Here is a 20,216-nt window from a genome sequence, read left to right as displayed (position 1 = left end):
GCCTCTCGGCGTTCGTTTCGTTGCGTAGTCGAGCATATCCAGCGCGTAGCAACCTGGTGGTGTGAATCACACCACCGGTCCGTGGACAGCGGACGCCGACTCCGACTATCGCGCCGAATTCGCCGTGGGCGAGCACTCGGCGCGGCACCTGCGCCGCGTCCTGCGGCTCTACCTGACCGAATGGGGGCTGCTGGATGTGGCCGACGCGGCCGAGCTGGCGTTGACCGAGCTGGTCGCCAACGTCGTACGGCACGTGCCCGGCCGCCGCTGCCGCACCTGCATCCTGCTGCGGCCGGGCGGCGTGCGCGTGGAGGTCGCCGACGGCTCGCCCCGCCTGCCCGCACCGGCCGCCCCGGACGAACTGGCCCCGGGCGGGCGGGGGCTGCTGCTGGTCGACGCGGTCACCGACCGGTGGGGCGTGCGGCCGCACCCCGGCGGGGACGGCAAGACGGTGTGGTTCGAGTGCCTGACGAAGGGGACCGAAGGGTGGTGAACGGGTCCGGCGCGGATCCGCGCCGGACCGGCGCTCTCAGCGGGTGGCGGCGAGCTCCGCCAGCACCGCGTCCGTGAACGGCGGCCACGCCTCGATCGCCCAGGGCCCGAAGGCCCGGTCGGTCAGGGCGACGCACGCCGCCCGCGCGTCCGGGTCGATCCACAGGAACGTGCCGGACTGGCCGAAGTGCCCGAAGGTGCGCGGCGAGGACGAGGAGCCCGTCCAGTGCGGCGACTTGGAGTCCCGGATCTCGAAGCCGAGGCCCCAGTCGTTGGGCCGCTGGTGCCCGTAGCCGGGCAGGATGCCGGTGAGGCCGGGGTGGACCACCGTCATGGCCTCCAGGACCGTACGCGGGTCCAGCAGCCGGGGGGCCTGGACCTCGGCCGCGAACCGGACCAGGTCGTCGACCGTCGAGACGCCGTCCTTGGCGGGCGAGCCGTCCAGGCTCGTCGCCGTCATGCCCAGCGGCTCCAGCACCGCCTGGCGCAGGTACTCGGGGAACGGGATGTCGGTCGCCTTCGCGATGTGGTCGCCCAGCGCCTCGAAACCGGCGTTGGAGTACAGTCGCCGCGTTCCGGGCGCGGCCATCGCCCGGTGCTCGTCGAAGGCCAGGCCCGAGGTGTGCGCCAGCAGGTGCCGCACCGTGGAACCCTCCGGCCCGGCGGGCTCGTCGAGCTCGACGGCCCCCTCCTCGTACGCCACCAGCGCGGCGTAGGCGGCGAGCGGCTTGGTCACCGACGCCAGCGGGAACGGCCGGCCGGTGGGGCCGTGCGTCCCCACGACGGTGCCGTCCGCGCGCACGACGGCGGCGGCCGCGTTCGGGACCGGCCAGTTCTCGATCATCGCCAGGCTCTGCATGCGTCCGAGCCTATCGCCGCCCCTCCTGGCCGGGGCCCCCGGCTCCGTGACGGTGCCGGACGGCGGGAGCGAGGGCGGCGCGAACCGCCCGGCCGGAAAACGCCCCTTGCTTCGAGTGCACTCCAAGGTCATAGCGTGGGGGTCATGACGGTGATCGCGAGCACCCCCGTACGGACCCCTGGTGTGGAGAGCTGCGCCTCCGCGCCGACGCCGCATCCGCGCCCCGACGGGCAGGACCGCTACACGATCAGTGAGGTGTCGGCCTGGACCGGGCTCACCGCGCACACGCTGCGCTGGTACGAGCGGATCGGGCTGATGCCGCACGTCGACCGGTCGCACACCGGTCAGCGCCGGTTCACCAACCGGGACCTGAGCTGGCTCACCTTCGTGGGCAAACTGAGGCTCACCGGCATGCCGGTGGCCGCCATGGTGCGCTACGCCGAGCTGGTCCGGGCGGGCGAGCACACCTTCGACGAACGGCACGAGCTGTTGGAGGAGACGCGGCGGGACGTGCGGTCGCGCATCGCGGAACTCCAGGACACGCTCGCCGTACTCGACCACAAGATCGACTTCTATGCGGGTGCCCGCAGGGCGCCGGAGAGGCCAGACCAGACATGAGCACGGAGAAGATCGCCACCGTACGCCTCGGCACGGACGGCCCCGAAGTGGGTGTCCAGGGCTTCGGAGCGATGGGCATCAGCGAGTTCTACGGCGGCACCGACGAGGCCGCGGCCAGGGACACCCTGGATGCCGCCCTGGAGGCGGGCGTCACCCTGATCGACACCGCCGACATCTACGGGCGGGGCGCCAACGAGGAGTTCCTCGCGCCCTTCGTCGCCGCGCACCGCGACGAGATCACGCTGGCGACGAAGTACGCCATCGAGCGGACCGACGACCCCTCCTACCGGGGCATCCGCAACGACCGCGCGTACATCAGGGAGTCCGTCGAGGGCAGCCTGCGCCGCCTGGGCGTCGAGACCATCGACCTCTACTACATGCACCGCCGCGACCCGGCCGTGCCGTTCGCCGAGTCGGTCGGCGCGATGGCCGAGCTGGTGAAGGAGGGCAAGGTCAAGTACCTCGGCCTGAGCGAGGTGACCGGCGCCGAGCTGCGCGAGGCCCACGCCGTGCACCCCATCACGGCGCTCCAGTCGGAGTGGTCGCTGTTCTCCCGGGACGTGGAGCGCAGCGCGGTGGGCGCGGCCGCCGAGCTGGGCGTGGCCTTCGTGCCGTACTCGCCGCTCGGACGGGGCTTCCTGACGGGCGCGTTCGCCGACGCGGCGAAGGACCTGTCGGGCGGTGACTTCCGCAAGTTCCACCCGCGGTTCTCCGGCGAGAACGCCGAGAAGAACGTCGCCCTGCTGGCCCCCGTCCGGGAGATCGCCCAGGCGCACGGCGTGACGGCCGCGCAGGTCGCCCTGGCCTGGGTGCAGCAGCGGGCGCAGGTGCACGGGCTCGCCGTCGTGCCGATCCCCGGCACCCGCAAGCGCTCCCGCCTGGAGGAGAACGCGGCGGCCACCCGCATCACGCTGAGCGCCGAGGAGCTGGCGCTGCTGGAGCCGATCGCCGGGCAGGTGGCCGGGGACCGGTACGCCGACATGTCCTCCACGTCGGCCGCCCGGGACGTCTGAGCCCGCACCGCCCGGGGCGGTAGCCCCGAGGCCCGGCGTGAACGCCGCGAAGCCCGCCGTGAGCGGCCCCGCCGCTGCCCGGCGGGCTTCGCCGGCTCCCGTCCGGGCGCCTGCCCGCGCGAACCGCCGGGCGCCGCCCCGGCAGCGGGCGGGCCGGAGGACCCCGGCGGACCGGGGCGTCAGGGGGCGCGGACGTGCCTATCCGTCGCCGGGCGTGACCAGGCCCGACTCGTACGCGTAGACCACCGCCTGGGCCCGGTCCCGCAGGGCGAGCTTGGCCAGCACCCGGCCTATGTGGGTCTTCACGGTCTGCTCCGCCAGGATCAGATGGTCCGCGATCTCCTGGTTCGACAGCCCCTGGGCGATCAGCTCCAGGACCTCCGTCTCCCGGGGCGTCAGACCGTCCAGCCGCAGCGAGGGGTTCCTGCGCCGGGCCGGGCGCGACGCCGCGAAGTCGGCGATCAGCCGACGCGTCACCGAGGGGGCCAGCAGCGCCTCGCCCGCCGCCACCACCCGTACCGCCGCGATCAGATCGGCCGGCGGCGCGTCCTTCAGCAGGAACCCGGACGCGCCCGCGCGCAGCGCCTCGTACACGTAGTCGTCCACGTCGAAGGTGGTGAGCATCAGCACCTTCGGCCGGTGCGCCACCCCCGGCGGCGGGTTCAGCAGTTCCCGCGCCGCCGCCAGCCCGTCCATCTCGGGCATCCGCACGTCCATCAGCACCACGTCCGGGTGCGCCGAGCGGCCCGCCTCCACGCCCGCCCGGCCGTCCGCGGCCTCGCCCACCACGTCGATGTCCGGCTGCGCCGACAGCAGCGCGGCGAACCCCGCGCGCACCATGGCCTGGTCGTCGACGATGATCACGCGGATCGTCACGCGGGTTCCTTCGCGTCGAGGGGGAGCCGGGCCGCGACCCGGAAGCCGCCGTCCGGCAGCGGCCCGGTGTCCAGCGTGCCGCCGGTCAACCGTACGCGCTCACGCATGCCCACCAGCCCGTGGCCCGTCCCCACGCTCTCCAGCGGCGAACGCGGCTCGGCCGAGGCCCCGTTGACCACCAGCACCGTCAGCACGCCGTCGGCCGCCGAGACCGACACCCGGGTCGGCGCGCCGGGCGCGTGCCGCACCACGTTGGCGAGCGCCTCCTGCACGATCCGGTACGCCGACAGGCTCACCGCCCGCGGCACGGTGCCCTGTCGCGCGCCGAGCTCCGCCGGCAGGGACAACTCCGCGGGCACCCCCGCCCGTACCGTCGCCTCCACCAGCTGCTGCACCCGGTCGAGCCCGGGCTGCGGCGCCCGCTCCCCCTCCGTGCCGTCGCTGCGCAGGACCGTCAGCAGCCTGCGCATCTCCGCCAGGGACTCCCGCGCGGACGAGGCGATCGCCGAGAACTCCTCGCGCGCCGCCTCCGGCAGCCCCTCGATCCGGTACGGTGCCGAATCCGCCTGCACCGTGATCACCGACATGTGGTGCGCCACCACGTCGTGCAGCTCGCGGGCGATCCTGGCCCGCTCCTCCAGCAGGGTGCGCCCGGCACGCTCGGCCTCACTGATCGTCTCCTGCTCCACCAGCCGCCGCTGTGCCTCGCCCCGCTCCCTCAGCGCCCCGGTGATCAGCAGGACGACACCGCTCAGGACGAACAGCAGCATGTGGACGCCGTCGCCGCGCCGCGGGGAGAGCAGCTCGCAGACGAACCCGAGCGCGCCCGTCGTCAGCCACACGCCCAGCAGGGTCCGCCGGGGCTCCCGCAGCCCCACGGCCACCATGAGCACCAGGTAGCCGACCACCGCCATCGGGGTCCACGGCCAGGACCGGTCCTCCACGCCTTCCGCGCCGAGCAGCACCACCGCGCCCAGCACATCGGCGGACAGGATGATCCACCAGGCCTTGAGCGGACGGGTCACCGCCAGCCACAACGGCACGGTCTGCGCCATGGCCAGGATGCCCGCGACACCGTCGTCCACCCGGTAGTCGTGGGTGAGGACGTGCACGGTGACGGGCAGCAGTATGGCGACGAACCCGGCCGCGACGACGTACGGGAGGAGCCGCAGCCACCGCGAGCCGGACCGCGCGAGCAGCGGAGCGGCCGGCCCGGCCGGCGTGGCGGTGGCCACCCACAGCGCGAGCACCGAGGCGCGGGCGGAGCGGGCCGCGCCGACGAGGGGAGAGGGTGGGGGAGTGGTACTCATGGTGCCGCCAGCCTAGGCAGCCGCGCCGCTCCCGGGCGTCATACCCGGGAGCCGCCCGTCACCCCATACCCCGGTATGACATCCCCGGACCGGGCCGTCCCGGGCCGTCCCGGCACCCCGGTATGACATCCCGGGCCTTCCCCCGGACCGGGCCGTCCCGGACCGGCGGAGCCTCAGAGCTCCGCCAGCAGTTCCGCCTTCTTCGCGGCGTACTCCTCGTCCGTCACCAGCCCCGCCTGGTACAGCTCGCCCAGATGCCGGATCCGGTCCGCGATGTCCGCCGGGTCCCGTCGGCCCGCCGTGACGGCCACCGGCACCGGAACGGGCACCGGTGAGGCGCCCGCGTCCCGTACCGCGGCGAGGACCGCCGCCGCGAACGGCAGCGACTCGTGGACCGGCCCGTAGCCGAGCCCGAAGACGACGGCCGCCGGATCGTGGTCCGCCTGGGCGGGCTGGGGGTCACCGCCGCGGCGCACCAGCCGCAGATAGCCGTCGAGGACGTCCGGCGAGCGCCACCGCACCCCGCTCAGCTCGCGCACCGGGAAACTCTGGTCCCCGGCCTTCCACTTGGCGGACGACGCGCCCGTCCAGAACCAGCGGAACGACACCTGCCGGCCGTCGAAGGACGCCTTGCCGTCGTACGCCTTGAAGGACAGCGGGGCCTCCGGGGGCTCCACCAGGAAGCGTTCGGCCGGTTCCCCGGCCTCCGGCCCGAGCGAGGCCCGCAGCTCTTCCGCGTAGTACTCGGCGAGGGTCTCCCGGTCGGCGGGAAGCACCAGCCGGTACGGATCGCTGCCCTCCTTCAGCTGCCCGGACGCCGCGTCCATGAGCGGATCGGCGCCCGGTCTCGGCACCGCGTGCAGCACGACCGTGCCGCGCTTGCCAGGGGAGAGGGTCACCGACGCCAACGCCTCGTGGGGGACGCGTCGTTCCCGCAGCGCCTGGTAGAGCTTCGGCGCGCGTATCCCCCGTTCGAAGCGGATGAGCACGGCGTCGGGTTCGAACTCCCAGGTGGCATGAATTCCGGCCAGCACATCACCCATGCGCCTCATCGTATGCGGCGGGCGCCCGCACGTCGCCCCTCGAACGGGTTTGACACGTCACGGCCGTTGACGCGTCTCTACGCGCGTCAGGCTGCCACACCGCCGGGGATTCCACTGGTGCAGGACGCTTCCGCACCGGCGCAGCGCACACTGTCGTACGCGCCGACGCCTATCTCCGCGAAGTTGCGCAGGCTCTCGGTGCCCGGCTCGAAATAGCCCGCGTGCCCCACCGCGCCGGCCGCCGACAGCAGCCGCGCCCCGAACTCGGGCGCCACCGGGTCGGCCCCGTGGCCCAGGCCGCCGACCTCCAGGTACGGCACGTCCGCGATCCAGTCGTCGGCGTCGCGCATCGCCCACACCCGGGCCCGGGTGCCCAGCGCGGTGGCGCTGGTGGTCCGCATGCCGGGGCTGCCGGCCACCGCGACGTCGGCGACCCGTCCCGGCAGGCGGCGCGCGGCGACCCCGCAGACCACCGAGCCGTAGCTGTGGCAGAAGAGCGAGACCCGGGAGTCGCCGGGCAGCGCGTCGGTGAGCCCCACCAGCCGTACGGCTCCGGTCTCGGCCAGCCTGCCCATGGCGGCGTCCATGCCGACACCGACGGGCGCCGTGTAGTCGGCCCAGGCGATGACGGCGGTACGGGTGCCCGGCGCGGCGGCCCGCTCGGCGGCGTACAGCGACTCGGCCATGCCGACCGGGGCGGTGTACTTGCGGGCGCTCTTCTGGAAGGTGAGCAGGTTGGTGTCGACGCCCGGGACGACCACGGAGACCCGCTGGGCCCGGTCGAGGTCGCCGAAGACCTCGGCGACCCGGCCCTTGCCGGACGGGTCGAAGGCGAGGATCTGCCGGCCGTCGTCCATCAGCGAGGAGAAGCGGTGCATCCGGCGCACCGCCTCGTGGTGGCCGTCGGGGGAGAGCCGCTTGTCGTCCACCCGCGCGCGCTCGGCCTCGTACGCCTGGGTCAGGGCGAGCCTGTTCGCCCGGTAGCGCAGGGTGACCGGGGCGCCGTTCAGGTTCCCGACGACGAGGGGGTACTCGGCGGCCAGCCGATGCCGCTGGGAGGAGTCCAGCGCCCGGAAGAAGGCGGCCAGTACGCGCGGTGCCGCCTTGGGGTCCGGCAGCGGGCGCGTACCGATCCGGCCGTGCCGCCAGGCGGAGAGCGCGGTTTCCCGCGGCTCCCCCGAGGCGTGCTGGTGGCGGATCGTCGTCCAGCCCGTGGTGGAGAGGAGGACGAAGACCACCGCCAGGGCGAGCAGCATGCGCCAGACGGTGAGGGTGGGAGAGGAGTCGAAGGAAGTCACTGCGGGACACCCTAGGAGAAGCGCGCACGGCGCCGCCAAGAGCGTGACGCACTTCACGCTTCGGGACGGAAATACGGGGAAGAATGATCACTCCTCGTATGCGATCGGCTCACGCCGCGGCGCGCCGCCGACGCCCCGGCCGCGGCGTCCTGCGCGGAGCCGTCCCCGCCCGGAGCCGGGGCCGTCACCGCCGGTCCCCTCACTCGGCGCGGCTGTCGCCGTCCCCGCGGCGGGCGCCGTGCCAGTCCGCCGCGAGCGCCGGGCCGATCTGGTCCAGATAGGTCTCGGTGATGGCGCGGATCGCCTGCAGCGACTGGTCCGGGCCACGGCCCCACAGCTGGCCGGTGATCCGCATGACCCCGCTGAACGCGGCGACCGCCACCCGGGGCCGTGGGTCCGCGTCCACGTCCAGGCCCTCGCGGTCGGCGATGAGCCGGGCGATGTTGTCCTCCATCTCTATGGAGCGGCGCAGATGTACGGCGAGGAGAGCGGGCGTCGACTCGATCAGCTGGAAGGTGCGCAGGTACAGGTCGACCGGCACGACCTCCATGATGGCCTCGCCGATGGTGTCCCAGGCGCAGAGCACCGCGTTGCGCATGGCCTCGAACGGCGCCTCGTGGTCCGGACGCCCGTGCAGCGCCGCCATGAAGTGCTGCTCGGCCATCTGCTGGACGGCGAAGGCGACGTCCTCCTTGCTCGCGAAGTAGCGGAAGAAGGTGCGCTGGGAGACCTCGACGGTCTCCGCGATCTCGTCGACCGTGGTCCGCTCGTACCCCTGGGTGGTGAAGAGCTTGAGAGCGGCGTGCAGCAGGGCGTCGCGGGTGCGCTGCTTCTTGCGTTCGCGCAACCCCGCGCTGGTCGGCTGCTCAACCGTCACTTCATGGTCCTCTTTCTGCGGCTTCGGCCTGCTCAGGGTACCTGTGAGCTACGTGACAGTTACCGGCGTGTGAATCGCTTTGTCAATTGTCAGCGACTGTCACTAGCCTCTTCGTATGACTAGTCAGACCACCATCGAAAAGGCGCCGCAGGACGACGGTCCCGTGCCCCCCTCCACGGGGCTGCGCGGCCACCCCTGGCTGACGCTCTTCGCCGTGGCCATCGGCGTGATGATGGTCGCGCTCGACGGCACGATCGTCGCCATCGCCAACCCCGCGATCCAGAAGGACCTCGGCGCCTCGCTCGCCGACGTCCAGTGGATAACCAACGGGTACCTGCTGGCCCTGGCCGTCGCGCTGATCACGGCCGGCAAGCTCGGTGACCGCTTCGGCCACCGCCAGACCTTCCTGATCGGCATCGCCGGCTTCGCCGCCGCGTCCGGCGCGATCGGGCTCTCCGACTCCATCGCCCTGGTGATCGCCTTCCGGGTGCTCCAGGGACTCTTCGGCGCCCTGCTGATGCCGGCCGCGCTCGGCCTGCTGCGCGCCACCTTCCCGGCCGAGAAGCTGAACATGGCGATCGGCATCTGGGGCATGGTCATCGGCGCCTCGACGGCCGGCGGCCCGATCGTCGGCGGTCTGCTCGTCGAGCACGTCAGCTGGCAGTCGGTGTTCTTCATCAACGTGCCGGTCGGTGTGGTCGCGCTCGCCTTCGGCCTGGTCATCCTCAACGACCACCGGGCGAAGAACGCCCCGCGCTCCTTCGACCTGCCCGGCATCGCGCTGCTCTCCGCCGCGATGGGGTCCCTCATCTGGGGCATCATCAAGGCCGGTGAGTCCTGGGGCTGGGGCAGCGCCAGCACCTGGGGCTTCCTGGGCGGCGCCATCGTGCTCTTCGCCCTGTTCGCCGTCTGGGAGACCAAGGTCGCCGAACCGCTCATCCCGCTGGGCATGTTCCGGTCCGTCCCGCTGTCCGCCGGTGTCGTGCTGATGGTCCTGATGGCCTTCGCCTTCATGGGCGGTCTGTTCTTCGTGACGTTCTACCTCCAGGGCGTCAAGGGCCTCAGCCCGGTCGACAGCGGTCTGCACCTGCTGCCGCTGACGGCGATGATGATCGTCGCCTCGCCGCTCGCGGGCGCGCTGATCACCAGGTTCGGCCCGCGCATCCCGCTGGTGGGCGGCATGGTGTGCACGGCGACGGCGATGTTCGGCATGATCACCCTCACCGAGGGCACCGGCACGCTCGCCATGTCCCTCTGGTTCGCGCTGCTCGGTCTGGGCCTCGCCCCGGTCATGGTGGGCGCCACCGAGGTCATCGTCGGCAACGCCCCGCTGGAGCTCTCCGGTGTGGCGGGCGGTCTCCAGCAGGCCGCGATGCAGGTCGGCGGCGCGCTGGGCACCGCCGTGCTCGGCGCGGTCATGTCCGCCAGGGTCGGCGCCGACTTCGCGGACAACTGGAAGGACGCGGGCATCCCGGTCCCGGCCGACCCCAAGCTGGAGCAGGCCGCCGAGTTCGGCATCGTCCCGGCCGAGCTGGCCAAGGCCCCGGGCATGACGCCGGACATGCTCGACAGGATCAGCGGTGTCATCCACGACACCTTCATGTCCGGCATGGGTCTGGCCTTCACCGTCGCCGGTGCCGTGGCGGTCGTCGCGGCGCTGGTCGCCACCCTCACCAAGCGCGGTGAGAACGCGGAGGCGGGCGCGGGCGCCGCCCACATCTGACACCTTCGGTCGACCCCCGGGCCCCGGCGACACCCGTCGCCGGGGCCCGCGGTGCGTCCGGGGCCCCGGCCGGGCGGCGGCTCCGCCCCGACTCACCCATCCGGATGGAACGGCCCGGACCCCCTTCCCGTCACCCCGCCCGGCGGTTCAGGGTGCGGGCAGGTGATCGTCACGACACACGGGGGCCGACATGCGTATCCGTACCGTCCTCACCACCGCGGCCGGCGTCGCCACGACGGCGGCGCTCGCCGCCACCGCGCTCACGCCCGGCGCTTTTGCCACCGCGGCGGGACCCGGTGCCGCCGCCGCGCCCCGGCCGGGTACCGCCGCCGCTCCGGCACGGCTCGGGCCGTGCGACGTGGGGCAGTTGTGCCTCTGGGACAAGGAGGACTTCAAGGGGATCCGGCGGACGTACGAGCTGACCGCGATCGACATCGAGAGCTGCGTGCCGCTGCCGCGCGGCACGGCGGCCACCGCCCTGGCCAATCGCACCGGACGGCCCGTCACGACCTACCAGTCCGCCGAGTGCGCGGAGACGGGCGAGTTCGACACCTATCCGGGCGGCGGCACCTGGGTGCCCCAATCCCCGTACCGGGCAAGGGCCTTCAAGGTATGGGAGAACTGAAGGAGGGCACCCGGAGCGCATGAACGGTTTCGGGCACACCTGGCGTACGCGCGGAAACCCCCGCTCACGCGGCCGCATGGGGTCGCGGACCGGGCCGGACCGCGCGACGCTCGGGATCGTGGGGCTGGTCTGCGCGGTCGCCGGATTCTTCGTGCTGGGGATCGTCCTCGGCCCGGTGGCGATCGCCTGCGGCTGGCTCGGCATGGGCCGGCGCTGGGCGAGTGATCGTGTCCCGGCGCTGGTCGCCTTCGTCCTCGGGGCGATCGACACCGTCCTGGCCCTGGTGTGGCTGGCCGGTTCCGCCGCCCCGGGCAACGGACTGTTCTGAGGGGTGTCCTGCCGGGCTCGTGACGCCCGGCACCGCCCTCCCCGTAGCCCTTCGGGCACGGGAGGCGCCCCCGCGCCGCGTTGTCGTCGGCCGACGGTCGCCGACGTTTCTCGCAGCCCTCCGGGCACGGGGGTGGGGACCCCCACCGCGTCGCCCCCCGTCCGCCCTGCGATGCGTCCCCTCGGCCCCGGAGGGCCTGTGGACGCCCCAGGCACCGAATGACGCTCACCGATCCGGCCCCCGCCCGACAAGACACCCCCCGGGGGTGTTCCGCCCGGACCGCGACGCCCGGTGCGACGTCCCGTCCGCCGAGGGCGGGGTCCCGCCCGCGAGGGCCGGCGCTACGCCGGCGTACGGCCCGCGCCACCGCCCCGCGCGGTCAGCGGGCCCGGCCCGGCCGCCGGCCCCGCGGGCACGGCCGCGGAGCCGGGCTGTGCGGGTACGGGGGCGCCCGCCGACAGCCGGCCGACCTCCGCGCGCAGCTCCCTGACCTCCAGGGTCAGCGCTTCGAGGAGCGCCGTCTGACGGCGCTCCTGCGCGTCGTCCCGTTCGAAGCGGGAGATGAACCACGCGGCGATGTTCGCCGTCACGACACCCAGCAGGGCGATGCCCGACAGCATCAGCCCCACCGCGAGCACCCGGCCCAGCCCCGTCGTCGGGGCGTGGTCGCCGTATCCCACGGTCGTCATCGTCGTGAAGGACCACCACACCGCGTCGCCGAGCGTCTTGATGTTCCCCTCGGGCGCGTCCCGCTCGACGTGCAGCACCGCCAGCGAGCCGAACATCATCAGCCCCACGACCGCGCCGGCCACATAGGTGGTCAGCGTGATCTGCGGCGCCATCCGGGCCCGCCGGCCCACCAGCAGCAGGGTGGAGACCACCCGCAGCAGCCGCAGCGGCTGCACCAGCGGCAGCAGCACCGCGAGCAGGTCCAGCGGGTGGCCACGGACGAAGAGCCAGCGCGCGGGCGCCAGCAGCAGCCGCACGGCGTAGTCCACGGCGAACGCGCCCCACACCGCCCACTCGACGGCCGAGCAGACCCGGTGCACCCACGGCTCGGCGTCCGGCGCCACGATCGGCACCGCGTACGCGACCCCGAAGGCCACGGCGAGCGCCAGCAGCGGCGTCTGCGTGCGCTGTTCCCAGCGGATCTGTGCGGTCGGCTCCCTCATGCGAGGCATCGTAAGGCCGCGAATCCCCGCGAATCCCCGGCGCCCGCCCCCACCCGCACGCCGAAGGGCGGCGGGACCGGGGTCCCGCCGCCCTTCGGCTCCGTGTCACACGGGACGAGCGGTCACGCGTCGCCGCCCGCCGCGCCCGGGTCCGCCGCCGCCACGTCCAGCAGCTGGTAGCGGTCCACGGCCTGCTTCAGCACCGACCGGTCGACCTTGCCCTCGCGGGCCAGCTCGGTGAGGACGGCCAGGACGATCGACTGCGCGTCGATGTGGAAGTACCGCCGCGCCGCACCACGGGTGTCCGCGAAGCCGAAGCCGTCCGCGCCCAGCGACGTGTACGTCCCCGGCACCCAGCGGGCGATCTGGTCGGGCACCGACCGCATCCAGTCGGAGACGGCCACGAACGGACCCTGCGCGCCGGAGAGCTTCCGCGTCACATACGGGACGCGCTGCTCCTCCTCCGGGTGGAGCAGGTTGTACCGGTCGGCCTCGACGGCGTCGCGACGCAGCTCGTTCCAGGACGTCGCCGACCAGACGTCGGCCTTGACGTTCCACTCCTCGGCGAGGAGGCGCTGCGCCTCGACCGCCCACGGCACCGCGACGCCGGACGCCATGATCTGCGCCGGGATCTCGCCGGCCTCGCCCGCCTTGAAGCGGTGGATGCCCTTGATGATGCCGTCGACGTCGACGTCGGCCGGCTCGGCCGGGTGCTGGATCGGCTCGTTGTAGACGGTCAGGTAGTAGAAGACGTCCTCGCCCGGCCTGCCGTCGGCCGTCTCGCCGTACATCCGGCGCAGACCGTCCTTGACGATGTGGGCGATCTCGAAGCCGTAGGCCGGGTCGTACGCGACGCAGCCCGGGTTGGTCGAGGCGAGCAGCTGGGAGTGGCCGTCCGCGTGCTGGAGCCCCTCACCGGTCAGAGTCGTACGGCCGGCGGTCGCTCCCAGTACGAAACCGCGCGACAGCTGGTCGGCCATCTGCCAGAACTGGTCACCGGTCCGCTGGAAACCGAACATGGAGTAGAAGACGTACACCGGGATCAGCGGCTCGCCGTGGGTGGCGTACGCCGAGCCCGCCGCGATCAGCGAGGCCGTGCAGCCCGCCTCGGAGATACCGTCGTGCAGCATCTGCCCCGTCGGCGACTCCTTGTAGGCGAGGAGCAGCTCGCGGTCCACGGCCTCGTACTGCTGGCCCAGCGGGTTGTAGATCTTGGCGCTCGGGAAGAACGAGTCCATACCGAACGTGCGGTACTCGTCCGGCGCGATCAGCACGAACCGCTTGCCGATCTCCTTGTCCCGCATCAGGTCCTTGAGCAGCCGCACGAACGCCATGGTGGTGGCGATCGACTGCTGGCCGGAGCCCTTCCTGACCGCCGCGTAGGTCTTCTCGTCCGGCAGCGCCAGGGGCTTGGCCCGCACGACCCGGGTCGGGACGTACCCGCCCAGCGCCTTGCGGCGGTCGTGCATGTACTGGATCTCCTCCGAGTCGCGACCCGGGTGGTAGTACGGCGGGGCGCCCTCTTCGAGCTGCTTGTCCGTGATCGGGATGTGCAGCCGGTCACGGAAGCGCTTCAGGTCGTCGACCGTCAGCTTCTTCATCTGGTGGGTCGCGTTGCGGCCCTCGAAGTTCGGGCCGAGCGTCCAGCCCTTGACCGTCTGGGCGAGGATCACGGTCGGCTGGCCCTTGTGCGCCTTGGCCGCCGCGTAGGCCGCGTACACCTTCTTGTGGTCGTGACCGCCGCGGCCCAGGTGCTGGATCTGCTGGTCGGTCATGTTCTCGACCATGGCGCGCAGCCGGTGGTCGTCACCGAAGAAGTGCTCGCGGACGTACGAGCCGGTCTCCGTCGCGTACGTCTGGAACTGGCCGTCCGGCGTGGTGTTCAGCTTGTTGACCAGGATGCCGTCGCGGTCCTGGGCGAGCAGCGGGTCCCAGGAGCGGTCCCAGACGAGCTTGATCACGTTCCAGCCGGCGCCGCGGAACTGCGACTCCAGCTCCTGGATGATCTTGCCGTTGCCGCGGACCGGACCGTCGAGGCGCTGCAGGTTGCAGTTGACGACGAACGTCAGGTTGTCCAGGCCCTCCCGCGCGGCGATGGACAGCTGGCCGAGCGACTCCGGCTCGTCCATCTCGCCGTCACCGAGGTAGGCCCACACGTGGGAGGCGGAGGTGTCGGCGATGCCGCGCGCCTCCATGTAGCGGTTCATCCGCGCCTGATAGATCGCGCCCAGGGGGCCCAGACCCATGGACACGGTCGGGAACTCCCAGAAGTCCGGCATCAGCCGCGGGTGCGGGTAGGACGACAGACCGTTCGGGAACTTCGACTTCTCCTGGCGGAACGCGTCGAGCTGCGTCTCGCTCAGCCGGTCGAGCAGGAAGGCGCGGGCGTAGATACCGGGGGACGCGTGCCCCTGGAAGAAGATCTGGTCGCCGCCGTCACCCTCGTCCTTGCCGCGGAAGAAGTGGTTGAAGCCCACGTCGTACAGGGAGGCGGAGGAGGCGAAGGTGGCGATGTGGCCGCCCACGCCGATACCGGGGCGCTGCGCGCGCGACACCATGACGGCCGCGTTCCAGCGCGTCGCGTTGAGGACCTTGCGCTCGATCTCCTCGTTGCCGGGGAAGAACGGCTCGTCCTTGGTGGCGATGGTGTTCACGTAGTCCGTGCTGCGCATCTCGGGCACGGCCACGCGCTTCTCGCGGGCCCGTTCGATCAGGCGGAGCATCAGGTAACGGGCACGCTCACGGCCCCGCTCGTCGACGGCGGCGTCGAGGGAGTCGAGCCATTCCTGAGTCTCTTCGGGATCGAAGTCCGGGACCTGGCTGGGAAGGCCGCCAATGATGATCGGGTTGCGATCGGATCCGGAAGCCACGCTGTTCCTTCGCTGTTCGGTGGAGCCTACGGGGATGACTGCGGGGTGTGCCGAGTGCCGGCAGTGCGGTCGCGCCGCCACCATCGTCTACCCCGTGGACGCAAACGTCACCTCTACCGAGGGGTAACCCCCGTCGGCCCGTCCATCCGGCCCGTACCCTTCGGTGATCCCGTCCGGACCCGCGTTCCGGGTCCGGCCAAATCGCAACCTTACGCCCAGTCCGGCCATGCGTTTCGTTCGGCCGTTCGCCCACGATTGGCGCACGGAAAGAACGCAAGCCCCTAAAGTGGGTCAAGAGGTGTGGTCCTCATGACGGGCGTGGGCGGGGAGGTGCCTGGAGTTGCGGCGAGACGGCCCCAAAAGTCACCGTTTCGGCGGTCTCGGCGGCCGGGTACTTGCGCGATCCGCCCAGCACGTGTGGACTACGGCCAATGCCGCGCGTACGCGCGCGGCCGAAGCATTTTCCAAAACACGATCAGGAGGCAAGCCGTGAGCGCGACCGCGGACCACGCGGAGGAGCGGACCAACCTGGCTGCGAGGCTGGGGTTCGAGCCCGGACAGGTGGTCCAGGAGATCGGCTACGACGACGACGTCGAGCAGGAGCTCCGTGAGAGCATCGAGGCCGTCATCGGCCAGGACCTCGTGGATGAGGACTACGAAGACGTCGCCGACGTCGTACTGCTGTGGTTCCGCGACGAGGACGGAGACCTCACGGACGCGCTGGTCGACGCCATCGGTCTGATCGAGGAGGGTGGGGAGATCTGGCTCCTGACGCCCAAGACCGGCCGTGACGGCTACGTCGAACCCAGCGACATCAACGAGGCGTCCCAGACCGCAGGCCTCTCCCAGACGAAGAGCATCAACGCCGGCAAGGACTGGGCGGGCAGCCGCCTGGTCACGCCGAAGGCGGCCAAGTCCAAGCGCTGAACCACCCAGTCGCCCACAGGGCCCCCGCCGACCTGGTCGGCGGGGGCCCTGTGCGTAGGGTGGGTGCGGGCGGGCCGCCCCGGCGCACCGGCCCCGGTCCGCGCGTCCGGCACGCGGCTGCCGTGCGCGGAGGTCCGGGCCCGCGGTCCGGGCCCGTAGTCCGGCCCGTAGTCCGGCCCGTAGGTTCAGCCCAGTGAACCCGTAGGTTCAGCCCCAGTGAAAGGGATGTGTGAGACATGGCGATCGAGGCGGTCAAGGTCGGCACCAAGGCCCCGGACTTCGAACTGAAGGACAACCACGGACGCACCGTGCGGCTCTCCGACTTCCATGGTCCCCGCGGCGCCAAGAACGTGGTGCTCCTCTTCTACCCCTTCGCGTTCACCGGGGTGTGCACGGGCGAGCTGTGCGCGCTCCGCGACGAGCTGCCGAAGTTCGTCAACGACGACACCCAGCTCCTCGCCGTCTCCAACGACTCCATCCACACCCTGCGCGTCTTCGCCGAGCAGGAGGGCCTGGAGTACCCGCTGCTGTCGGACTTCTGGCCGCACGGCGAGACCTCGCGCGCCTACGGCGTCTTCGACGAGGAGAAGGGCTGCGCCGTGCGCGGCACCTTCATCATCGACAAGGACGGCGTCGTGCAGTGGACCGTCGTCAACGGCCTGCCGGACGCCCGTGACCTGAACGAGTACGTCAGGGCGCTCGACACCCTCTGATTCTTCGGCCCAAGAGCCTGCTCGCGACGGGAACCCGTCACTAGGATCCACTCGTTGATCCGATGCCAACGCACGACGGGGGCGCTGCCCCTGGAAACCAATGGAGGGACTCGTGGGAGTCAGCCTCAGCAAGGGCGGCAACGTCTCGCTGACCAAGGCCGCGCCCAATCTGACCGCGGTCACCGTCGGTCTGGGCTGGGACGTCCGCACCACCACCGGTACGGACTTCGACCTCGACGCCAGCGCCCTGCTGGCGAACGCCGAGGGCAAGGTCACCACCGACGGCAACTTCGTCTTCTTCAACAACCTGAAGAGCGCAGACGGCTCGGTCGAGCACACCGGTGACAACCTCACGGGTGAGGGCGAGGGCGACGACGAGCAGATCAAGGTCAACCTCGCCTCGGTCCCGGCCGACATCGACAAGATCGTCTTCCCGGTCTCCATCTACGAGGCCGAGAGCCGCCAGCAGTCCTTCGGCCAGGTGCGCAACGCGTTCATCCGCGTGGTGAACCAGGCAGACGGCAACGAGCTCGCGCGGTACGACCTGAGCGAGGACGCCTCGACGGAGACCGCCATGGTCTTCGGCGAGCTGTACCGCAACGGCGCGGAGTGGAAGTTCCGCGCCATCGGCCAGGGCTACGCCTCGGGTCTGCGCGGCATCGCGCAGGACTTCGGCGTCAACGTCTGAGCCGTTCCGCGCCAGAGCCACCCGCGCAGTCTCGTCCGGCGCCGCACACTCCTGTGCGGCGCCGGACGTGCCTCTATCGCACACCTCAGGGGAGGACCCACGACATGGGCGTCACACTCGCCAAGGGAGGCAACGTCTCCCTCTCCAAGGCCGCACCCAACCTCACCCAGGTGCTGGTCGGTCTCGGCTGGGACGCGCGTTCCACCACCGGAGCGCCCTTCGACCTCGACGCCAGCGCCCTGCTGTGCCAGTCCGGGCGCGTGCTCGGCGACGAGTGGTTCGTCTTCTACAACAACCTCAAGAGCCCCGAGGGATCCGTCGAGCACACCGGCGACAACCTCACGGGCGAGGGCGACGGGGACGACGAGTCGCTGATCGTGGACCTCGTCAAGGTCCCGGCCCATGTCGACAAGATCGTCTTTCCGGTCTCGATCCACGAGGCCGACAACCGGGGGCAGACCTTCGGCCAGGTCGCCAACGCGTTCATCCGCGTGGTGAACCAGGCAGACGGCAACGAGCTCGCACGGTACGACCTGAGCGAGGACGCCTCGACGGAGACCGCGATGATCTTCGGCGAGCTGTACCGCTACAACGGGGAGTGGAAGTTCCGCGCGGTCGGACAGGGGTACGCATCAGGGCTGAGGGGCATCGCTCTAGACTTCGGGGTCAATGTTTCCTAAAGCACGTCTCCGGGTTGGTTCAAGACCCGGCGCGCACCGCGAGGGGGAGTCCCTCCCCCAGAGCTCCGCCTGGGGGGATCCCCACAACACGATTGGGTAGCCAGTGGTCCTGAAAACCTTCGGCTGGTCGTTCGCCATCACGGCGATCGGCCTCGCGTTCGCCGCCTGGCAGTGGGGGTGGGAGGCCTTCGGGATCGTGCTGATCCTGTCGGTCCTCGAAATCTCGCTGTCCTTCGACAACGCGGTGGTCAACGCCGGAATTCTCAAGAAGATGAACGCCTTCTGGCAGAAGATCTTCCTGACGGTCGGCATCCTGATCGCCGTGTTCGGCATGCGACTGGTCTTCCCCGTCGTCATCGTCGCCATCAGCGCCAAGGTGGGGCCGATCGAAGCGGTCCAGCTGGCCATGAACGAACCGCAGCAGTACGAGGACCTCGTCACCGACGCCCACCCGGCGATCGCCGCCTTCGGTGGCATGTTCCTGCTGATGATCTTCCTCGACTTCATCTTCGAGGAGCGCGAGCACAAGTGGCTGGCCTGGCTGGAGCGGCCGCTGGCCAAGCTCGGCAAGGTCGACATGCTGTCGGTCTGCATCGCCCTGATCGCCCTGCTGATCTCCGCGGTCACCTTCGCCACCGAGGCGCACACCAGCACCGGCCACGCGGACAAGTCGGCCACCGTGCTGCTCGCCGGCGTCGCCGGCCTCATCACGTACCTGGTCGTCGGCGGTCTCTCCGGCTACTTCGAGGACAAGCTGGAGGAAGAGGAGGAGCGCGAGCACGAGGAGGAGGAGCAGGCCAAGAAGGAGGGCAAGCCCGTCTCCGCCGTCGGCCTGGCCGGCAAGGCGGCCTTCTTCCTCTTCCTGTACCTGGAAGTGCTCGACGCCTCGTTCTCCTTCGACGGCGTCATCGGCGCCTTCGCCATCACCAACCACATCTTCTGGATGGCGCTCGGCCTCGGCATCGGAGCGATGTACGTCCGGTCGCTCACCGTCTACCTGGTCCGCCAGGGCACCCTGGACGACTACGTCTACCTGGAGCACGGCGCGCACTACGCGATCGGCGCCCTCGCGGTCATCCTGCTCATCACGATCCAGCACGAGATCAGCGAGCTCATCACCGGCTTCATCGGCGTGTTCCTGATCGCCGCCTCCTTCCTGTCCTCGGTCCGCCGCAACAAGGCGCTGGCGGCCGCCGAGGGGGATGCCCGCGGCCCCGACGAGAAGGCCGGGATCTCGTCCGGCGTATGAGAACGGGGTGTGACGACCCCGTCAGTGAGGAACGCTTCTGAGCGGGGCGGCCGGTGCTCCCGGCCGCCCCGCGGCGTATCCATGAAGGACCGGACGACAAGGGGTGGGGGGCATGGCTTTCTGGGACAGCCTGCGGGGTGACAGGACGGCGCAGTTCGACTCGGGCGGAGCCGCGTCCAACTCCATCGATCTGACCAGACGGCGCCCGTCCGTCTCCCTCACCAAGCAGGGCGCGGAGACCGGCAACCTGCGCGTCAACCTCTCCTGGCGCATGCGCACCTCCGACATAGAGGGCCGGTCCAGGCAGAGCGGCCGGCTGCTGCGCCACCCCCTCAAGTTCTTCAAGCCGGAGGTGGTCCAGGCGCACACCCAGGGCGTCGTCAACGTCGACCTGGACATCGGCTGCCTGTACGAGATGGCGGACGGCAGCAAGGGCGTGGTGCAGCCCCTCGGCGGCTTCTTCGGCGACCTCAACGCCCCGCCGTACGTGAAGCTCAGCGGCGACGACCGGTTCGGGGCGCCCTCCGGCGAGACGATCTTCGTCAACCTCGACCAGCGCGAGTCGATCAAGCGGCTGCTGTTCTTCGTCTACATCTACGACCAGACGCCCGCGTTCGACCGCACGCACGCCACAATGACGCTCTACCCGAGCAACGGCCCCCGCATCGAGATAGAGCTCGACGAGCGGGCGCCGCAGGCCCGCTCCTGCGCGGTCTTCCTGCTGGAGAACGTCAAGGACGAACTGGTGGTGCGCCGTGAGGTGCGGTTCGTGTACGGCTTCCAGGCCGAGCTGGACCGGCTCTACGGCTGGGGACTGCAATGGGGACGCGGCTTCAAGGCGGGCCGGGTCTGACC

Annotated in this window: 20 protein-coding genes; 12 read left to right on the top strand and 8 right to left on the bottom strand. The window is 71.3% G+C overall.

The genetic code is table 11. The features are described from left to right. Positions 1-61 precede the first annotated feature (61 nt). Complete coding sequence (locus PUR26_RS12850) at positions 62-493, top strand: ATP-binding protein (RefSeq protein ID WP_329872211.1); 432 nt, start codon at positions 62-64, stop codon at positions 491-493. 36 nt (positions 494-529) lie between these two features. On the opposite strand, the gene PUR26_RS12845 is transcribed toward PUR26_RS12850, so the two are convergent. Beyond that, positions 530-1,351 carry a serine hydrolase domain-containing protein gene (locus tag PUR26_RS12845; RefSeq protein WP_329872209.1) on the bottom strand — a complete coding sequence of 274 codons (822 nt, stop codon included), beginning with the start codon at positions 1,349-1,351 and terminating at the stop codon, positions 530-532. 144 nt (positions 1,352-1,495) lie between these two features. Between PUR26_RS12845 and PUR26_RS12840 the strand changes: the two genes are divergently transcribed. Further along, positions 1,496-1,969 carry a MerR family transcriptional regulator gene (locus tag PUR26_RS12840; RefSeq protein ID WP_329872207.1) on the top strand — a complete coding sequence of 158 codons (474 nt, stop codon included), beginning with the start codon at positions 1,496-1,498 and terminating at the stop codon, positions 1,967-1,969. Beyond that, positions 1,966-2,982: an aldo/keto reductase gene (locus tag PUR26_RS12835; protein WP_329872205.1), complete on the top strand. Its 1,017-nt coding sequence runs from the start codon at positions 1,966-1,968 to the stop codon at positions 2,980-2,982. Before PUR26_RS12840 ends, PUR26_RS12835 begins: the two co-directional genes overlap by 4 nt. Positions 2,983-3,180: 198 nt before the next feature. Here the strand turns inward: PUR26_RS12835 and PUR26_RS12830 are convergent, their stop codons facing one another. The 5 genes from PUR26_RS12830 to PUR26_RS12810 form a co-directional block, all read right to left on the bottom strand. Beyond that, the gene (locus PUR26_RS12830) at positions 3,181-3,858 is read right to left on the bottom strand and encodes a response regulator transcription factor (RefSeq protein WP_329872204.1); all 678 of its coding nucleotides are present in this window, start codon (positions 3,856-3,858) and stop codon (positions 3,181-3,183) included. Then, complete coding sequence (locus PUR26_RS12825; RefSeq protein WP_329872202.1) at positions 3,855-5,168, bottom strand: sensor histidine kinase; 1,314 nt, start codon at positions 5,166-5,168, stop codon at positions 3,855-3,857. Before PUR26_RS12825 ends, PUR26_RS12830 begins: the two co-directional genes overlap by 4 nt. A 173-nt stretch (positions 5,169-5,341) precedes the next feature. Next, the gene (locus PUR26_RS12820; RefSeq protein WP_329872200.1) at positions 5,342-6,211 is read right to left on the bottom strand and encodes a DUF4429 domain-containing protein; all 870 of its coding nucleotides are present in this window, start codon (positions 6,209-6,211) and stop codon (positions 5,342-5,344) included. 86 nt (positions 6,212-6,297) lie between these two features. Beyond that, on the bottom strand, positions 6,298-7,509 hold the full coding sequence (locus PUR26_RS12815) for an alpha/beta hydrolase (protein ID WP_329872198.1): 1,212 nt from the start codon (positions 7,507-7,509) through the stop codon (positions 6,298-6,300). Between the two features lie 199 nt (positions 7,510-7,708). Next, on the bottom strand, positions 7,709-8,386 hold the full coding sequence (locus tag PUR26_RS12810) for a TetR/AcrR family transcriptional regulator (RefSeq protein ID WP_329872196.1): 678 nt from the start codon (positions 8,384-8,386) through the stop codon (positions 7,709-7,711). 115 nt (positions 8,387-8,501) lie between these two features. Between PUR26_RS12810 and PUR26_RS12805 the strand changes: the two genes are divergently transcribed. The 3 genes from PUR26_RS12805 (at position 8,502) to PUR26_RS12795 (ending at position 11,062) form a co-directional block, all read left to right on the top strand. Further along, the gene (locus PUR26_RS12805) at positions 8,502-10,109 is read left to right on the top strand and encodes an MFS transporter (RefSeq protein ID WP_329872194.1); all 1,608 of its coding nucleotides are present in this window, start codon (positions 8,502-8,504) and stop codon (positions 10,107-10,109) included. 190 nt (positions 10,110-10,299) lie between these two features. Continuing rightward, a complete protein-coding gene (locus PUR26_RS12800; RefSeq protein WP_329872192.1) occupies positions 10,300-10,734 on the top strand; it encodes a peptidase inhibitor family I36 protein in 435 nt (144 codons plus the stop codon). A gap of 19 nt (positions 10,735-10,753) precedes the next feature. Next, on the top strand, positions 10,754-11,062 hold the full coding sequence (locus PUR26_RS12795) for a small hydrophobic protein (protein ID WP_329872190.1): 309 nt from the start codon (positions 10,754-10,756) through the stop codon (positions 11,060-11,062). Between the two features lie 341 nt (positions 11,063-11,403). Here PUR26_RS12795 and PUR26_RS12790 read toward each other — a convergent pair whose 3' ends face one another. Both PUR26_RS12790 and aceE read right to left on the bottom strand, forming a co-directional pair. Next, a complete protein-coding gene (locus PUR26_RS12790; RefSeq protein WP_443077061.1) occupies positions 11,404-12,234 on the bottom strand; it encodes a potassium channel family protein in 831 nt (276 codons plus the stop codon). A gap of 122 nt (positions 12,235-12,356) precedes the next feature. After that, on the bottom strand, positions 12,357-15,104 hold the full coding sequence (gene aceE / locus PUR26_RS12785; RefSeq protein ID WP_329872187.1) for a pyruvate dehydrogenase (acetyl-transferring), homodimeric type: 2,748 nt from the start codon (positions 15,102-15,104) through the stop codon (positions 12,357-12,359). A gap of 489 nt (positions 15,105-15,593) precedes the next feature. Here aceE and PUR26_RS12780 point away from each other — a divergent pair, with 489 nt between their 5' ends. From PUR26_RS12780 to PUR26_RS12755, 6 genes are all read left to right on the top strand, one after another. Further along, positions 15,594-16,031, top strand: coding sequence for a DUF3052 domain-containing protein (locus tag PUR26_RS12780; protein WP_329872185.1), 438 nt, complete (start codon positions 15,594-15,596; stop codon positions 16,029-16,031). Positions 16,032-16,267: 236 nt separating this feature from the next. Further along, the gene (locus PUR26_RS12775; RefSeq protein WP_329872183.1) at positions 16,268-16,744 is read left to right on the top strand and encodes a peroxiredoxin; all 477 of its coding nucleotides are present in this window, start codon (positions 16,268-16,270) and stop codon (positions 16,742-16,744) included. A 112-nt stretch (positions 16,745-16,856) separates the two neighbouring features. Next, positions 16,857-17,432 carry a TerD family protein gene (locus tag PUR26_RS12770; RefSeq protein ID WP_329872181.1) on the top strand — a complete coding sequence of 192 codons (576 nt, stop codon included), beginning with the start codon at positions 16,857-16,859 and terminating at the stop codon, positions 17,430-17,432. Positions 17,433-17,536: 104 nt separating this feature from the next. Further along, entirely contained in the window at positions 17,537-18,112 is a 576-nt protein-coding gene (locus PUR26_RS12765; RefSeq protein WP_329872179.1) for a TerD family protein, read from the top strand. 103 nt (positions 18,113-18,215) lie between these two features. Further along, a complete protein-coding gene (locus PUR26_RS12760; RefSeq protein WP_329872177.1) occupies positions 18,216-19,361 on the top strand; it encodes a DUF475 domain-containing protein in 1,146 nt (381 codons plus the stop codon). Positions 19,362-19,473: 112 nt separating this feature from the next. After that, complete coding sequence (locus PUR26_RS12755; RefSeq protein WP_329872175.1) at positions 19,474-20,214, top strand: TerD family protein; 741 nt, start codon at positions 19,474-19,476, stop codon at positions 20,212-20,214. Positions 20,215-20,216 lie beyond the last annotated feature (2 nt).

Source organism: Streptomyces sp. SP18CS02 (genome assembly GCF_036322365.1).
Classification (GTDB): domain Bacteria; phylum Actinomycetota; class Actinomycetes; order Streptomycetales; family Streptomycetaceae; genus Streptomyces.
Note: the sequence above shows the minus strand (reverse complement) of the source record. Positions and strands in the feature narration are given on the sequence as shown.

Coding starts and splice junctions, on each gene's coding strand:
- PUR26_RS12790 (WP_443077061.1), bottom strand. CDS start 12,234: ATGAGGGAGCCGACCGCACAGATCCGCTGGGAACAGCGCACGCAGACG.
- PUR26_RS12800 (WP_329872192.1), top strand. CDS start 10,300: ATGCGTATCCGTACCGTCCTCACCACCGCGGCCGGCGTCGCCACGACG.
- PUR26_RS12765 (WP_329872179.1), top strand. CDS start 17,537: ATGGGCGTCACACTCGCCAAGGGAGGCAACGTCTCCCTCTCCAAGGCC.
- PUR26_RS12755 (WP_329872175.1), top strand. CDS start 19,474: ATGGCTTTCTGGGACAGCCTGCGGGGTGACAGGACGGCGCAGTTCGAC.
- PUR26_RS12845 (WP_329872209.1), bottom strand. CDS start 1,351: ATGCAGAGCCTGGCGATGATCGAGAACTGGCCGGTCCCGAACGCGGCC.
- PUR26_RS12840 (WP_329872207.1), top strand. CDS start 1,496: ATGACGGTGATCGCGAGCACCCCCGTACGGACCCCTGGTGTGGAGAGC.
- PUR26_RS12825 (WP_329872202.1), bottom strand. CDS start 5,168: ATGAGTACCACTCCCCCACCCTCTCCCCTCGTCGGCGCGGCCCGCTCC.
- PUR26_RS12795 (WP_329872190.1), top strand. CDS start 10,754: ATGAACGGTTTCGGGCACACCTGGCGTACGCGCGGAAACCCCCGCTCA.
- PUR26_RS12775 (WP_329872183.1), top strand. CDS start 16,268: ATGGCGATCGAGGCGGTCAAGGTCGGCACCAAGGCCCCGGACTTCGAA.
- PUR26_RS12835 (WP_329872205.1), top strand. CDS start 1,966: ATGAGCACGGAGAAGATCGCCACCGTACGCCTCGGCACGGACGGCCCC.
- PUR26_RS12820 (WP_329872200.1), bottom strand. CDS start 6,211: ATGGGTGATGTGCTGGCCGGAATTCATGCCACCTGGGAGTTCGAACCC.
- PUR26_RS12805 (WP_329872194.1), top strand. CDS start 8,502: ATGACTAGTCAGACCACCATCGAAAAGGCGCCGCAGGACGACGGTCCC.